This is a genomic window from Streptomyces sp. NPDC051822, assembly GCF_044452745.1.
Lineage (GTDB): Bacteria > Actinomycetota > Actinomycetes > Streptomycetales > Streptomycetaceae > Streptomyces.
Genome location: NZ_JBITBZ010000003.1, coordinates 42325 through 56204 on the forward strand (window position 1 = coordinate 42325; position 13880 = coordinate 56204).

The 13880-nt window shown below is 72.1% G+C and carries 13 protein-coding genes; 5 read left to right on the forward strand and 8 right to left on the reverse strand.

Features of this window, described 5'->3' with window-relative positions; genetic code table 11:
* Position 1 precedes the first annotated feature (1 nt).
* The 3 genes from ACIA8N_RS10660 to ACIA8N_RS10670 all read right to left on the reverse strand — a co-directional run bounded on the left by ACIA8N_RS10660 (position 2) and on the right by ACIA8N_RS10670 (position 3901).
* Positions 2-1147 (reverse strand): GDSL-type esterase/lipase family protein, encoded by a 1146-nt coding sequence (locus ACIA8N_RS10660; protein ID WP_365779865.1) that lies wholly within the window; start codon positions 1145-1147, stop codon positions 2-4.
* Positions 1148-1410: 263 nt separating this feature from the next.
* Complete coding sequence (gene aceB / locus ACIA8N_RS10665) at positions 1411-3033, reverse strand: malate synthase A (protein ID WP_365779867.1); 1623 nt, start codon at positions 3031-3033, stop codon at positions 1411-1413.
* A gap of 253 nt (positions 3034-3286) precedes the next feature.
* Positions 3287-3901 (reverse strand): nucleotidyltransferase family protein, encoded by a 615-nt coding sequence (locus tag ACIA8N_RS10670; RefSeq protein ID WP_365779869.1) that lies wholly within the window; start codon positions 3899-3901, stop codon positions 3287-3289.
* Positions 3902-4098: 197 nt separating this feature from the next.
* Here ACIA8N_RS10670 and ACIA8N_RS10675 point away from each other — a divergent pair, with 197 nt between their 5' ends.
* The gene (locus ACIA8N_RS10675; RefSeq protein WP_365779871.1) at positions 4099-4431 is read left to right on the forward strand and encodes a DUF5955 family protein; all 333 of its coding nucleotides are present in this window, start codon (positions 4099-4101) and stop codon (positions 4429-4431) included.
* 36 nt (positions 4432-4467) lie between these two features.
* Here the strand turns inward: ACIA8N_RS10675 and ACIA8N_RS10680 are convergent, their stop codons facing one another.
* Positions 4468-5094, reverse strand: coding sequence for a response regulator transcription factor (locus tag ACIA8N_RS10680; RefSeq protein ID WP_365779873.1), 627 nt, complete (start codon positions 5092-5094; stop codon positions 4468-4470).
* 3 nt (positions 5095-5097) lie between these two features.
* A complete protein-coding gene (locus ACIA8N_RS10685) occupies positions 5098-6336 on the reverse strand; it encodes a sensor histidine kinase (protein WP_365779875.1) in 1239 nt (412 codons plus the stop codon).
* A gap of 112 nt (positions 6337-6448) precedes the next feature.
* Between ACIA8N_RS10685 and ACIA8N_RS10690 the strand changes: the two genes are divergently transcribed.
* The gene (locus ACIA8N_RS10690) at positions 6449-7537 is read left to right on the forward strand and encodes an ABC transporter permease (RefSeq protein ID WP_365779877.1); all 1089 of its coding nucleotides are present in this window, start codon (positions 6449-6451) and stop codon (positions 7535-7537) included.
* The gene (locus tag ACIA8N_RS10695; RefSeq protein WP_365779879.1) at positions 7534-8217 is read left to right on the forward strand and encodes an ABC transporter ATP-binding protein; all 684 of its coding nucleotides are present in this window, start codon (positions 7534-7536) and stop codon (positions 8215-8217) included. Before ACIA8N_RS10690 ends, ACIA8N_RS10695 begins: the two co-directional genes overlap by 4 nt.
* 158 nt (positions 8218-8375) lie before the next feature.
* Here the strand turns inward: ACIA8N_RS10695 and ACIA8N_RS10700 are convergent, their stop codons facing one another.
* From ACIA8N_RS10700 to ACIA8N_RS10710, 3 genes are all read right to left on the reverse strand, one after another.
* Entirely contained in the window at positions 8376-9359 is a 984-nt protein-coding gene (locus ACIA8N_RS10700) for an IS481 family transposase (RefSeq protein ID WP_365779881.1), read from the reverse strand.
* A 121-nt stretch (positions 9360-9480) separates the two neighbouring features.
* A complete protein-coding gene (locus ACIA8N_RS10705) occupies positions 9481-10080 on the reverse strand; it encodes a hypothetical protein (RefSeq protein WP_365779883.1) in 600 nt (199 codons plus the stop codon).
* A 59-nt stretch (positions 10081-10139) separates the two neighbouring features.
* Entirely contained in the window at positions 10140-10952 is an 813-nt protein-coding gene (locus ACIA8N_RS10710) for an IclR family transcriptional regulator (RefSeq protein ID WP_365779885.1), read from the reverse strand.
* 329 nt (positions 10953-11281) lie between these two features.
* Here ACIA8N_RS10710 and allB point away from each other — a divergent pair, with 329 nt between their 5' ends.
* On the forward strand, positions 11282-12616 hold the full coding sequence (allB, locus tag ACIA8N_RS10715) for an allantoinase AllB (RefSeq protein ID WP_365780131.1): 1335 nt from the start codon (positions 11282-11284) through the stop codon (positions 12614-12616).
* 3 nt (positions 12617-12619) lie between these two features.
* Complete coding sequence (gene alc / locus ACIA8N_RS10720; protein WP_365779887.1) at positions 12620-13738, forward strand: allantoicase; 1119 nt, start codon at positions 12620-12622, stop codon at positions 13736-13738.
* Positions 13739-13880 lie beyond the last annotated feature (142 nt).

The following is a 13880-nucleotide window of genomic DNA, read 5'->3' on the forward strand; positions in this document are numbered from 1 at the left end:
GTCACCCCGTGGTGAGGTACATGGAGGACGGTCCCGAGCCCGCCGTGTTGCGGCAGCTGTGGTTGCCGGTCGGACGGGCGTTGACCAGGGCGAGGCAGCGGCCGAGGGCCTGCTGGCCGTAGGCGTTGGGGTGCATGGACTCCTGGACGAGCCCCTGGGTGCTCTGGCTGTCGATCCAGCGCGCCCACTCGCTCGTCGTCCCCGAAGCGGGCACGGTCGAGGTCACCTGCTTGCTCGCCTTGGCGCAGACCTCGCGCCCTTGGAGGGCGTCGCGCAGGTCCATGAACTGCACGCCCTTGGCCGCGGCGACGCCCTTGAGGCGGTTGGCGATCTGCGGGACGAGGGAGTCGCGGGCCCAGTCGGAGTCGGCGTTCCAGAAGGGGCAGCCGCCGGTGTTCGTACGGGCCCAGCCGCTCTCGGAGTAGCGGTTGTCGGCGGCGCGGGGGATGGGGGAGGGGTACGACTGGAGGACGATCCGGTAGTCGGAGGAACCGTATCCGGCGCCCGTCATGACGGCCCTGATCTCGTCGACCGAGCGGCCGACGTCGGCCATCACCCCGTCGATCTTGGCGTCGACCTCGGCCTGCTGGTCGTCGTGGCAGTACGAGTACCAGACGATGTAGTCGGTCGCGCAGGTGGAGATGATGTCGGCGAACCCGAGGTCGTTGCCGCCGATGGAGAGCGCGATCAGCTTCACGTCGTGCGTGGCGGCCACGGCCGCCAGCTGGTCGGCCTGCGGGGCCTCGCCCTTGTAGGCCACGCCGCCCTGCGAGGCGCGGAAGACGTTGTCCGTCGTCGCGCCGGAGCAGGCGAGGTTGACGAGGGAGCTCGCGATCGGGCCCGCGCTCTTCACCTCGGAGGTGTCCGAGCGGTGACAGCCGCCCGCCGTGGCGCCGTACACCCGCGAGGTGTCGTACCCGCTGCCGGTCCAGGCGCGGTCGGTGCCGTTGCGGCTGCCGGAGTTGGTGAGGCTGTTGCCGAACCAGCGGCCGGCCTCGCCGGAGATGTAGCTGTCGCCCATGGCGACGACGGCGGTGGGGCCGCTGCCGGGGGAGGCCTGGGCGGCCGGAGTGGCGACGGAGGCGAGCCCGGCGGCGGTACACAGTGCCAGGAGTGCGCGGAGCGCACGACGGGGGGACGAAGGCATGGCTGTGCTCCTGCGGTGTGCGGTACGCAGTGATGTGGGGGACAGCCGCCGGCGCCGGTGACATGGCGGAATCTCGCACGCCCTGGCTTGTTACCGCTAGGTAGCTGCATATCTCGGTTCCGTCACGTCGCCTGCTACCTCACAGGGGGCACGAAAGGGCCCCGCCTCCCGGTGTTGTGCGACACCGGGGGCGGGGCCTTGATCGAAAAGGTCGTGGCGGCAGCTGTGCGGGCAGCCGGCCGACCCGTCTCGTGTTGCCGCGGTCAGCCGACCAGCTGCTCGTAGGCCGGCAGGGTCAGGAAGTCCGCGTAGTCCGCGTCGAGGGAGACGTGCAGGAGCAGGTCGTGCGCCTGCTGCCACTTGCCGGCCGCGAAGGCCTCCTCGCCGATCTCCGTGCGGATGGCGGCCAGCTCCTCGGCGGCGACCTCGCGGGCCAGCTCCGGAGTCGCCGTCTTCCCGTTCTCGAAGACGACGCCCGCGTTGATCCACTGCCAGATCTGCGAGCGCGAGATCTCGGCGGTGGCCGCGTCCTCCATCAGGTTGAAGATCGCGACGGCGCCGAGGCCGCGCAGCCACGCCTCGATGTAGCGGATGCCGACCTGCACGGCGCTGACCAGGCCCGCGTACGTGGGCTTCGCGTTGAGCGAGTCGATGGCGATCAGGTCGCCGGCCGCGACGGACACGTCCTCGCGGAGGCGGTCCTTCTGGTTGGGCTTCTCGCCGAGGACGGCGTCGAAGGAGGCCATCGCGATCGGCACCAGGTCGGGGTGGGCGACCCAGGAGCCGTCGAAGCCGTCGCCGGCCTCGCGGTCCTTGTCGGCCTTGACCTTCTCGAAGGCGACCTTGTTGACCTCGGCGTCCTTGCGGGACGGGATGAAGGCCGCCATGCCGCCGATCGCGTGCGCGCCGCGCTTGTGGCAGGTGCGCACGAGGAGTTCGGTGTACGCGCGCATGAACGGGGCGGTCATCGTCACCGCGTTGCGGTCCGGCAGGACGAACCTGGCTCCGCCGTCACGGAAGTTCTTGACGATGGAGAAGAGGTAGTCCCAGCGGCCCGCGTTCAGACCTGCGGCGTGGTCGCGGAGTTCGTAGAGGATCTCCTCCATCTCGTACGCGGCCGTGATGGTCTCGATGAGGACCGTGGCGCGGACGGTGCCCTGCGGGATGCCGACGTAGTCCTGGGCGAAGACGAAGATGTCGTTCCAGAGGCGGGCCTCCAGGTGCGATTCCGTCTTCGGCAGGTAGAAGTACGGGCCCTTGCCGAGGTCGATGAGCCGCTGCGCGTTGTGGAAGAAGTACAGGCCGAAGTCGACGAGCGCGCCCGGCACCGGACGTCCGTCGAAGGTGAGGTGACGCTCCTCCAGGTGCCAGCCGCGCGGTCGCATGACGACGGTGGCGAGCTGGTCGGCGGGCTTGAGGGCGTACGACTTGCCCGAGCTCGGGTCGGTGAAGTCGATGTTCCGGCTGTATGCGTCGATCAGGTTGACCTGGCCCAGGACGACGTTCTCCCAGGTCGGCGCCGAGGCGTCCTCGAAGTCGGCGAGCCAGACCCTCGCGCCGGAGTTGAGCGCGTTGATCGTCATCTTGCGGTCGGTCGGGCCGGTGATCTCGACGCGGCGGTCGTTCAGGGCCGCGGGGGCCGGTGCGACCTTCCAGGAGTCGTCGGCGCGGATCGCGGCGGTCTCCGGCAGGAAGTCCAGGGTGGACGTACGGGCGATCTCGGCGCGGCGCTCCGCCCGGCGGGCGAGGAGCTCGTCCCGGCGCGGGGTGAACCGCCGGTGCAGTTCGGCGACGAAGGCCAGGGCGGCCTCGGTGAGCACCTCTTCCTGACGCGGCAGGGGCTCGGCATCGACGACGGCCAGGGGGGACGGCGCTGGTGCGGACATGAACTGTCACTTCCTTCAGCGGACTTCACGGGCGGTGCCAGACGGCCGCCGGGCGTCGCGGAACGGCACGGAGTGCCGCAGGCGCCGAGATACGGCCGCAAGCGCCTTCTGTACGAGCAGGCGCTTCTGAACAGTGGATACTAGTTTCCTCATGGTGGAAGTTCAATGGTTTGTTGATGTCGAGATTCTCCGGATCGACAGACCATGTCGCTCAGTGCCAGGCCGTGCACACCCCGCTCACCCCTCACTCCGATCACTCCAAGTGGGACAGGTCCGCCTCCGTGTCGATGTCGTACGGCTCGGCCACATCCGAACAGTCCACCGGCGTGATCGCATCCCGGTGCGCCGCCAGATAGTCCCGCGCGCCCCTGTCGCCCACCGCCGTCTCGGCGATGCCCGCCCAGTGCCCGGCGCCGAACAGCACCGGATGGCCGCGCTCCCCGCCGTACGATGCCGCCGCGAGCGAGTCCCGCGAGCCGTACGCCGCCCGGACCCGGGCCACGGCCTCCGCCCCGATCCCCGGCTGGTCGACGAGCAGGACGAGCGCCGCGTCCACCCCGCGCGGATCGGCGGCGAGGGAGACAAGGCCGGCCCGCAGCGAGGAGCCCATCCCCTCCGCCCAGTCCGGGTTCTCCACCAGCACGCAACCGGTCAGCTCCGCCCGCTCCCGTACGGCATCGGCCGACGCCCCGAGCACCACGTGCACCACCTCGCACCCGGCCGCGCGCAGCACCCCCACCGCGTACTCGACCAGCGGCCGCCCCCGGTGGGAGAGCAGCGCCTTGGGCCGGCCGCCGAGCCGTCGCCCGCCCCCGGCGGCGAGGACGAGACCGGCGACGACGGGGTTTCGATCATGCGCTGTTGTCATGGGAAGTGCATACCGCATGAGGCGGAATGACACGGTCGCCTGAATTCCGTCCACCAAGGGTGGCGCGCCGGGGTGGCGAAGGAGTTAACTGGCCCGCGGCCCGCGGCTGCCGACCCCGTTTCACGGGTCGAACGGGCGAGGCCGGGTGTGTTCGGGGTACGGCGTTCTGCGCACAGTGTCGTGCGAGGGGGAGAACCGTGTTGCGAAGCGTGGGGCAGAGGCGAGTGACCGGCGAGGGCGTGGACCCGAGAGTGGCTGAACTACGGTCCGCCGTGTCCCGGCTACGACGCGAACTTGCCGCCCACCGTGTGGAGTTCACCGACCGGGGCATCGCGGAGGACGAGCTCGCCGCCCTGGACGCGATGGCGCTCAGCGGCGCCCCCGAGGTACGGCGCCTTCGCCGCTCGCTGCTGCTCGTCGCGGGCTGCGTCGGATCCGTCAGCGCGCTCGCCGAGGCACTCGCCGGCGTCCGCCGCGCCGTCGAACTCTTCGGGCCCCCGCCCGCCCAGGACGCCGGTCCTACCGCCTGATCGCGAGGCGTCCTCGCACCCGCCCGGGACCCCGTCCTACCGTCTGATCAGCCGGCGCGCGGTCGCCGTCGCCACCGCCGCGGTGCGCGAGTCCACGCCCAGCTTCGCGAAGACGTGCACCAGATGCGACTTCACCGTCGCCTGGCTCAGGAACAGCACCTTGCTGATCTGCTGGTTCGACAGGCCCTCGCCGACCAGCTGGAGCACTTCGAGCTCCCGCTTCGTCAGGGCCTCCGCCGGGGTCCGCATCCGGTCCATCAGCCGGTGCGCCACCGCCGGGGCGAGCGCCGACTGACCGGCTGCGGCCGTCCGGACCGCCGCCGCCAGCTCCTCCGGCGGCGCGTCCTTCAGGAGGTAGCCGGAGGCGCCCGCCTCCACCGCCGCCAGGATGTCCGCGTCCGTGTCGTACGTCGTCAGGACCAGCACCTTCGGGCCGCCGGGCGCCGCCGTGATCGCCGCCGTCGCCTCCGAGCCGTGCATCCCGGACCCGAACTGCAGGTCCATCAGAACCACGTCCACACCGCCGGCCGCGGCCAGCTCCACCGCCCGTTCGGCGGTGGCCGCCTCCGCGACGACGGCGAAGTCCGGCTCCGTGTCGAGAACCGCGCGCAGACCCGCCCGTACCACCGGATGGTCGTCGGCCAGGAGCAGACGGATGGTCATGGTTCACACTCCAGCGGGGAGAGGGAGGGACACGGCGACGGCCGCGCCCTGGCCGGGCGCGGACTCCACGGTGAACGTGCCGCCCAGCGACTCCGCCCGCGAGCGCATCGCCGGAAGCCCGAAACCGCCGTCCGACGAGGGCCGGCCCACGGCGGCGGGATCAAAACCCTTCCCGTCGTCGACCACGTCCAGGGTGACCGAGGCGTCCATGAACGACAGGGTGATCTCGGCCCGCGAGGCCCCCGCGTGCCGCACCGTGTTCGCCAGCGCCGACTGGGCGATCCGCAGCAGCGCCACCTCGTACGGGGTCGGCAGCTCGACCGGCGTACCGCTGACCGAGAAACGCACCCGCGGCCCCGCCCCGACCGGCCCGTGCGCACCCGGTCCGGCGCCCGGCTCGCACAGGCGCTCCAGCGCCGCCGCCAGGGAGCCGTGCTGCAGGTCCGGCGGCGACAGGGCGCGGACGAAGCGCCTGGCCTCCGCCAGGTTGTCCTGGGCCGCCTGCCGCGCCCGTTCGATGTGTCCCCCGGCCGGGGAGCCCGGCGGCAGGGCCCGCTCCGCCGCCCGCAGCAGCAGCTGGATCGAGGACAGGCCCTGCGCGAGGGTGTCGTGGATCTCGCGCGCGAGGCGCTCCCGTTCGGCGAGCGTCCCCGCATGCCGTTCCGCCGCCGCCAGCTCCGCCCGGGTCGCGAGCAGCTCCTCGATGAGCCGGCGCCGCCGTTCGCTCTCCCGGTACAGGGCCTGGTAGCCGAGGACCGTCGCCACCGCGACCGCCGCGCCGAGCAGCGGCCCGATGAAGACGCCCGGGTTGAGCGGGGCGCCGTGTCCCAGGTACGACAGGATCGCCGCGCCCGCCGTCAGCGCGACCACCGGCAGCGACCAGCGCGCGGGGAGCAGGTGCAGCTGCACGAAGTACAGCGGGAACGCCACCCAGAGCGCCTCCGGGGTGAGCCACAGCAGGACGAGCCAGGACGCGCCCAGGACTCCCAGCCACACGGCGGCGCCCCGCCGCGAGTCGCGCACCGACGGCAGGTAGGAACCGGCCGCGTAGACCGCGCCCGTCACGACCGCCATCGCGGTCCCGGCCGCCGACCCGGCCCGGACCGCCGTGAGGGCGAGCAGGCCCGCCGTCAGCAGGTGCAGGCAGAGGCGCAGCGCGCGCGGGGCAGGGGTGGGGGAGGGCCGCTCGGTGGGGTGGGGGGACGAACGCCGTGGGGGGCGGAGGGAGGAAGGGGGGCGCATGGTTCCTCCAGCGTAGACAGCGGCAGACAATCCGGACTCAACCGAAAGTTTGATTGCGGGGCCATCCGTGGCGCGATGCCGGCCGGGCACCCCGCGGACCACTCTGGTCAGCATGTTCGTGGCATGGAGAGACCTCGGATTCGCCAAGGGGCGATTCGCACTCATGGGCACCGTGATCGTGCTGATCACCCTGCTCGTCGGATTGCTGTCAGGGCTGACGGCCGGACTCGCGCGGGAGAACATCTCCGCGATCACCGGGCTGCCCGCCGACCGGCTGGCCTTCGCGGCGCCGCCGTCCGGGCAGGCGGTCTCCTTCACCAACTCGACGGTGACGGAGGAACAGTGGCGCCGCTGGTCGGAGCGGCCCGGGGTGACGGCCGCGGCACCGCTCGGCATCCGTACCCTCAACGCCGCCGCCGGGGACCGGACCGCCGCCGTGTCCGCCTTCGGTACGGAGCCGGGCGCCGGTCTCGCGCCCGCGGCGCCCGCTGCCGGGCGGGCCGTCCTCTCGGAGTCGGCCGCCGAGGAACTGGCCGTGACCACCGGTGACGCCGTCCGCCTCGGCCCCCTGGAGCTCACCGTCGCGGCGGTCGCCGGCGACGCCTCGTACAGCCACACCCCGGTGGTGTGGACCTCGCTCGACGACTGGCAGAAGCTCGGCCACACCGGCACGACCGTGCAGGAGCAGGCCACCGTCATCGCCCTGAGGGGCGCCGACGGAGGCGAGGGCGCCGACTGGGCGGCCGGGGACGAGGCCGTCGGCACCGAGGCGCGGACCGTCGACGAGGCCCTCACCGCCATAGGGTCCTACCAGGCGGAGAACGGCTCGCTCCAGCTCATGCGCGGCTTCCTCTTCGCCATCTCCGCCCTGGTCATAGGAGCCTTCTTCACCGTCTGGACCATCCAGCGCAGCGGCGACGTCGCCGTCCTCAAGGCGCTCGGCGCCTCGACCCCGTACCTCCTCAAGGACGCCCTCGGGCAGGCCGTCCTCATGCTCACCGCCGGCACCCTGCTGGGCACCGCGCTCGCGGTCGGCATCGGCGCGCTGGTCAGCGGCGGGAACGTGCCCTTCGTACTGGAGCCGCTCACCGTCCTCGGACCGGCGGCGGTGATCGTCGTGCTCGGTGTCCTCGGCGCGGCGCTGTCCATCCGGCGGATCACGGCCGTCGACCCTCTGACCGCCCTCGGGAGCGCCCGATGAGTCTCGTCCTCGATTCCGTCACCCTCACCTACCCCGACGGGGACGGCCGCCTCACCGCCCTCGACGCCGTCTCCCTCGACGTCCCCGCCGGTACGCTCACGGCGGTCGTCGGCCCCTCCGGCTCCGGCAAGTCCAGCCTCCTCGCGGTCGCCGCCACCCTGGTGACCCCGGACCGGGGACGCGTGGCCGTCGCCGGTACGGACACGGCGGCGCTCACCCCGGCCGACAAGGCGCGACTGCGGCGCGAGCACATCGGGATCGTCTTCCAGCAGCCCAACCTGCTGCCCTCGCTGAACGCGGCCGAGCAGCTGCAGGTGATGGCCCACCTGTCCGGGCGTCCGCCGAAGGCGGTACGGGGCCGGGCCCTGGAACTCCTCGACGCGGTGGGCCTCGCGGACCAGGCGCACCGCAGGCCGCACCAGCTCTCGGGCGGCCAGCGGCAGCGGGTGAACATCGCGCGGGCGCTGATGAACGAGCCGTCCGTGCTGCTCGTCGACGAGCCCACCAGCGCCCTGGACCACGAGCGGGGCGCGGCCGTCATGGACCTCCTGGCGAGCCTCACGGTGGAGCGCGGCACGGCGACGGTCCTGGTCACCCACGACCGCGCGCACCTCGCCCGCACCGACCGCACGGTGACGGTCCAGGACGGCAGGCTCACGGCGGAGCCGGTACGGGCCTAGGGGGTGTCTTTCCGATCATGCCGGGCTCGCGGGGTCTGGCGCCGCGCCTCGCCGCGTTGTCGTCGGTTGCCATGGCTCCGCCATGGCGCCCTCCTCGGCCTTGCGATCCACGGCACCAGACCCCGCTCCCTGATCCGACCTGATCGGCAAGACACCCCCTAGGTGTATTGACCCGCAGGGTTGTTGACACGGCTGATGGGCGGGTGTCCGTTGAGTGCGGTGTGGCAGCGGTGGTGGTTGTAGGTGTGGAGGAAGTCTGTCAGGGCTTCGGTCCGCTCGTGGTTCGAGGTGTAGGGCCGCAGGTAGGCCCATTCGTCGAGCAGGGTGCGGTTGAAGCGTTCGACCTTGCCGTTCGTTTGGGGCCGGTAGGGGCGGATCTTCTTGTGGGCGATGCCGGCAGCGGTGAGGGTCCGGGTGAAGAGCTTGGACTTGTAGCAGGCGCCGTTGTCGGTCAGGACGCGTTCGACGGTGATGCCGTGGTCGGCGAAGAACACGTTCGCCCGTTGCCAGAAGGCGATGGCCGTGTGCTGGCGTTCGTCGGGCAGGACCTCGCTGTAGGCCAGGCGTGAGTGGTCGTCGATGGCTGAGTGGATGTAGCTGTAGCCGATGACCGGCTTGCAGCTGCGGCGCTGGTCGGTGGTGGCCTGGCGGTTGCGGTCGCCGGCCGTCCTGCCGACGGTCCGCCATCCACCGCCGTCGGGGATGTTGCCGAGCTTCTTGATGTCGACGTGGACCAGCTCGCCCGGCCTGGCCCGCTCATAGCGTCGGATCGGCTCGCCGGTGGGCCGGTCGAGCCAGGCCAGACGGTTCAGGCCGTGCCGGACCAGGATGCGGTGCACGGTCGAGGCAGACAGGCCCAGGACCGGGCCGATCCGTGCCGGGCCGAGCTTGCGCTCGGTCCGCAGCCGGCAGACACGGCTTTCAACCGTGGCGGACGTCCGGTGCGGGGTCGTGTGGGGTCGACTGGAACGGTCGTGCAGACCCGCGTCGCCCTCGGCCCGCCAGCGGCGGACCCATTTGTGGGCCGTGGGCCGGGATATGCCCATCTCCGCGGCAACGTGCGCCACCGGGCGGCCGGACAAGACACGCTCGACCAGGATCCGCCTGCCGTGAACGGTCAGCCGGGCATTACGGTGGGACACGAAGACCTCCGTGTGCGGTGTGGAGCCTAGACACCTCCACCACACCGGAGGTCTTCGCCACGTTCAAGACCAGGCCAGTGTCAACAACGCTCGTGATCAATACACCTAGGGGCTGAGCCGGTCAGCCGAACCAGACGACGAGGCGGACGTTCTCGTCCCCGTGGAGGGCCGCCAGCCCGCCCATCGCCGCCCACACCGGGCCCCAGTCGCCGTCCGGCGGGGCGAACATGCGGGGCGTGAGGGTCACGGCGCGGTACACGGCGCCGTTCCAGGGGACGTCGGCGCCCGGTGGCCACTCCTGCGGCATCAGGTCCTCGCCGAAGAGCTCCTCCGCCGCGTCGAGGACCTCGATCGGTGTCCAGGGCACCTGGTGCAGGGCGAGTTCGCCGCCGGGTCCTGGCCGCCACTCGCCGACGCGGTTCCCGTCGGGCCCGTCGCCGAGCGGCACGTCCCAGTCGACGGCCGCGACCTCGGCCCACGTGGCGTACGAGTGACCGTGGTGCAGCTCATCGGACATGCGCGGGACCGGCTCGGAGACGTCCTCCGGGCAGCCCCGCCGGTCGAACAGGGCCCGGTCCACCCCGAGGGCGCCGCCGAAGCCGAAGAGGCACTCCCACGCGTGCCGGTCGCGGCCGAGCGCACCGGCCGGAAGGCCGAGCGCGAAGTCCCACCGGCCACCGTGCTCGCGTATCTCGATCACACCGTCGATGTCGACACCCATGGCTACGACCCTAGGGTCCGTGCCAGGGGTCTGTGCCAGGGTCCGGATCTGTGATGGGCTCAGGCCTGCCCGTTCCCGTTCCCCGCCGTGTTCGCGAGCGCCGCCGACAGTTCGCGGGCGACCTGCTGGAGGATCGGGACGATCTTCTCCGTGGCCGCCTCGGTGACGCGGCCCGCCGGGCCCGAGATGGAGATCGCCGCGGCGGTGGGGGAGTCGGGTACCGGCACCGCGAGGCAGCGGACTCCTATCTCCTGCTCGTTGTCGTCGACGGCGTACCCCGTCTCGCGGACCGCGACGAGCGCGTCGAGGAAGCCGTCCGGCGTGGTGATGGTCTTCTCGGTCGCGGCGGGCATGCCGGTACGGGCGAGCAGCGCGCGCACCTCGTCCGCCGGGGTGTGCGCGAGGAGCGCCTTGCCGACACCGGTCGAGTGCGGCAGCACCCGCCGGCCGACCTCGGTGAACATGCGCATCGAGTGCTTGGACGGCACCTGGGCCACGTACACGATCTCGTCGCCGTCGAGCAGCGCCATGTTCGCGGTCTCGCCGGTCTCCTCGACGAGCCGCGCCAGGTAGGGGCGGGCCCAGGTGCCGAGGAGGCGGGAGGCGGACTCGCCGAGCCGGATGAGGCGGGGGCCGAGCGCGTACCGCCGGTTGGGCTGCTGGCGCACGTAGCCGCAGGCGACCAGGGTCCGCATCAGGCGGTGGATGGTGGGGAGGGGCAGTCCGCTGCTGGCGGAGAGCTCGCTCAGCCCGACCTCGCCGCCGGCGTCGGCCATCCGCTCCAGGAGGTCGAAGGCACGCTCAAGGGACTGGACGCCCCCGCTTGCGGCGGGCTTGGCGGCGTCGGTGGTGCTGGCGCTGGACGTCGGCACGTCAACGGTCCTTTCGGGGCAGGCGGGCAAGGCAGCAGCCTACCGGGCCACCGGCCGGGGCACCCGGCCCCGGGGTCGGCGTCGGCGCCGGTCAGGGGGTGTTTGTCCGGTGTCGGCAGGGCCCCGGGCGGGGGCAGGGTCCACCCCGCATGTGCGGAGCTACGTTCTACTGTACGGAACTTCCATTCCACTTTGTGGAAACGTCTAAGCCGGGTTCGATGACGGCCGATGCTGGAAGTGTGCCCTTGACGACATGTCGCCTGGAAGTGAAGACTCCTTTTCAACAGTTCGTTGAATTTCCTGCTGCAGTGCTTGAAGAAGGGGTACGGGTGGACGTCAACCTGGTCCTGCGCTCGACGCGTGTCAACACCCCCGAAGGGACCCGCCCGGCGTCGATCGCCGTCTCCGGGGAGACGATCGCGGCCGTGCTGCCGTACGACGCCGAGGTACCCGACGGCGCCCGGCTCGAGGACGTCGGCGACGACGTCGTCCTGCCCGGACTCGTCGACACCCACGTGCACGTGAACGACCCGGGCCGCACCGAGTGGGAGGGCTTCTGGACCGCCACCCGGGCGGCGGCGGCCGGTGGCATCACCACCCTGCTCGACATGCCCCTCAACTCCCTCCCGCCGACCACCACCGTGGAGAACCTCCGCGTCAAGCAGGAGGTCGCCCGCAGCAAGGCCCACATCGACGTCGGCTTCTGGGGCGGGGCGCTCCCCGACAACGTCAAGGACCTGCGTCCGCTGCACGACACCGGCGTCTTCGGCTTCAAGTGCTTCCTGTCGCCCTCGGGCGTGGAGGAGTTCCCCGAGCTGGACCAGGAGCAGCTGGCGACCTCGCTGGCGGAGATCTCCGGCTTCGACGGCCTGATGATCGTGCACGCCGAGGACCCGCACCACCTCGCCGCCGCGCCCCAGCGCACCGGCGGCGCGTACGCCGACTTCCTCGCCTCCCGCCCCCGGGACGCCGAGAACACGGCGATCGAGAACCTGGTCAACCAGGCCCGCCGGCTCAACGCCCGCGTCCACGTCCTGCACCTCTCCTCCTCCGACGCGCTGCCGCTCATCGCCGCCGCCAAGGCAGAGGGCGTCAAGATCACCGTCGAGTCCTGCCCGCACTTCCTCACCCTCACCGCCGAGGAGATCCCGGACGGCGCCACCGAGTTCAAGTGCTGCCCGCCCATCAGGGAGGCCGCCAACCAGGACGCCCTGTGGCAGGGCCTCGCGGACGGCACGATCGACTGCATCGTGTCCGACCACTCCCCGTCCACCGCGGACCTCAAGACGCCCGACTTCGCGTCCGCCTGGGGCGGCATCTCCTCCCTCCAGCTCGGCCTGCCCGCCATCTGGACCGAGGCCCGCCGCCGCGGCCACACCCTGGAGGACGTCGTCCGCTGGATGTCCGAGGGCCCGGCCCGGCTCGCCGGACTCACCCGCAAGGGCGCCATCGAGGCCGGCCGCGACGCCGACTTCGCCGTCCTCGCCCCCGACGCCACCTTCACCGTCGACCCGGCCGAGCTCCAGCACCGCAACCGGATCACCGCCTACGCCGGCAAGACCCTCAGCGGCGTCGTCACCTCCACCTGGCTGCGCGGAGAGCGCATCGTCGACCACGGCACCCTCGCCGAGCCGACCGGCCGCCTCCTCGAAAGGAACAACTGACCCGTGAGCACCGGCATACCCTCCTTCACCGGCGACGCCAGCCCCTACGGCGGCGGCGACCCGTACGCCGACTACCGGATGGCCGACTTCCCCTTCACCCGGTACGCGGACCTCGCCGACCGCCGCCTGGGCGCCGGCGTCATCGCCGCCAACGACGAGTTCTTCGCCGAGCGCGAGAACCTGCTCAAGCCCGAGGCCGCCGAGTTCGACCCCGAACACTTCGGCCACAAGGGCAAGATCATGGACGGCTGGGAGACCCGCCGCCGCCGCGGCATCTCCGCCCAGCAGCCCCACCCCACCCAGGACGACCACGACTGGGCCCTCGTACGCCTCGGCGCGCCCGGCGTCGTCCGCGGCATCGTCGTCGACACCGCCCACTTCCGCGGCAACCACCCGCAGGCCGTCTCCGTCGAGGCCACCTCCGTCGCCGGCTCGCCCTCGCCCGAGGACCTCCTCGCCGACGACGTGAAGTGGACGACGCTCGTCCCGCGCACCGCCGTCGGCGGCCACGCCGCCAACGGCTTCGCCGTCGACGTCGAACAGCGCTTCACCCACCTCCGCGTCAACCAGCACCCCGACGGCGGCATCGCCCGCCTCCGCGTCTACGGCGAAGTCGCCCCCGACCCGGCCTGGCTCGCCGTCCTCGGCACCTTCGACCTCGCCGCCCTGGAGAACGGCGGCCAGGTCGAGGACGCCTCCGACCGCTTCTACTCCCCGGCCACCAACACCATCCAGCCCGGCCGCTCCCGCAAGATGGACGACGGCTGGGAGACCCGCCGCCGCCGCGACAAGGGCAACGACTGGATCCGCTACCAGCTCGCCGCCGACTCCGAGATCCGCGCCGTCGAGATCGACACCGCGTACCTCAAGGGCAACAGCGCCGGCTGGGCCGCCCTCTCCGTCGCCGCCGAAGGCTCCGACGAGTGGACCGAGATCCTGCCCAGGACCCGCCTCCAGCCCGACACCAACCACCGCTTCGTGCTCGACACACCGGCGGTCGGCTCCCGCGTCCGGATCGACATCTACCCGGACGGCGGCATCTCCCGCCTCCGCCTCTTCGGCTCCCTCACGGACGCCGGTACGGCGCGGCTGACCGCCCGCCACCAGGAGCTGGGCGGCTAGCCCCCCCCGAACTGGGCGGGTACGACACCCCGCCCGGCCCGCGAGGGCGCACCGACCCGACAGCACCGGTGCGCCCTCCCCCTTTTTTTTGGGGCTCGGTTCGCCTCCGGGGCGCTCAAGCCGGGCTCACAGGGCCGCCCGT

Bases quoted from the DNA above. Each gene is read 5' to 3' on its own strand.
- ACIA8N_RS10660 (WP_365779865.1), bottom strand. From the start codon at position 1,147: ATGCCTTCGTCCCCCCGTCGTGCGCTCCGCGCACTCCTGGCACTGTGT.
- aceB (WP_365779867.1), bottom strand. From the start codon at position 3,033: ATGTCCGCACCAGCGCCGTCCCCCCTGGCCGTCGTCGATGCCGAGCCC.
- ACIA8N_RS10670 (WP_365779869.1), bottom strand. From the start codon at position 3,901: ATGACAACAGCGCATGATCGAAACCCCGTCGTCGCCGGTCTCGTCCTC.
- ACIA8N_RS10680 (WP_365779873.1), bottom strand. From the start codon at position 5,094: ATGACCATCCGTCTGCTCCTGGCCGACGACCATCCGGTGGTACGGGCG.
- ACIA8N_RS10685 (WP_365779875.1), bottom strand. From the start codon at position 6,336: ATGCGCCCCCCTTCCTCCCTCCGCCCCCCACGGCGTTCGTCCCCCCAC.
- ACIA8N_RS10690 (WP_365779877.1), top strand. From the start codon at position 6,449: ATGTTCGTGGCATGGAGAGACCTCGGATTCGCCAAGGGGCGATTCGCA.
- ACIA8N_RS10695 (WP_365779879.1), top strand. From the start codon at position 7,534: ATGAGTCTCGTCCTCGATTCCGTCACCCTCACCTACCCCGACGGGGAC.
- ACIA8N_RS10705 (WP_365779883.1), bottom strand. From the start codon at position 10,080: ATGGGTGTCGACATCGACGGTGTGATCGAGATACGCGAGCACGGTGGC.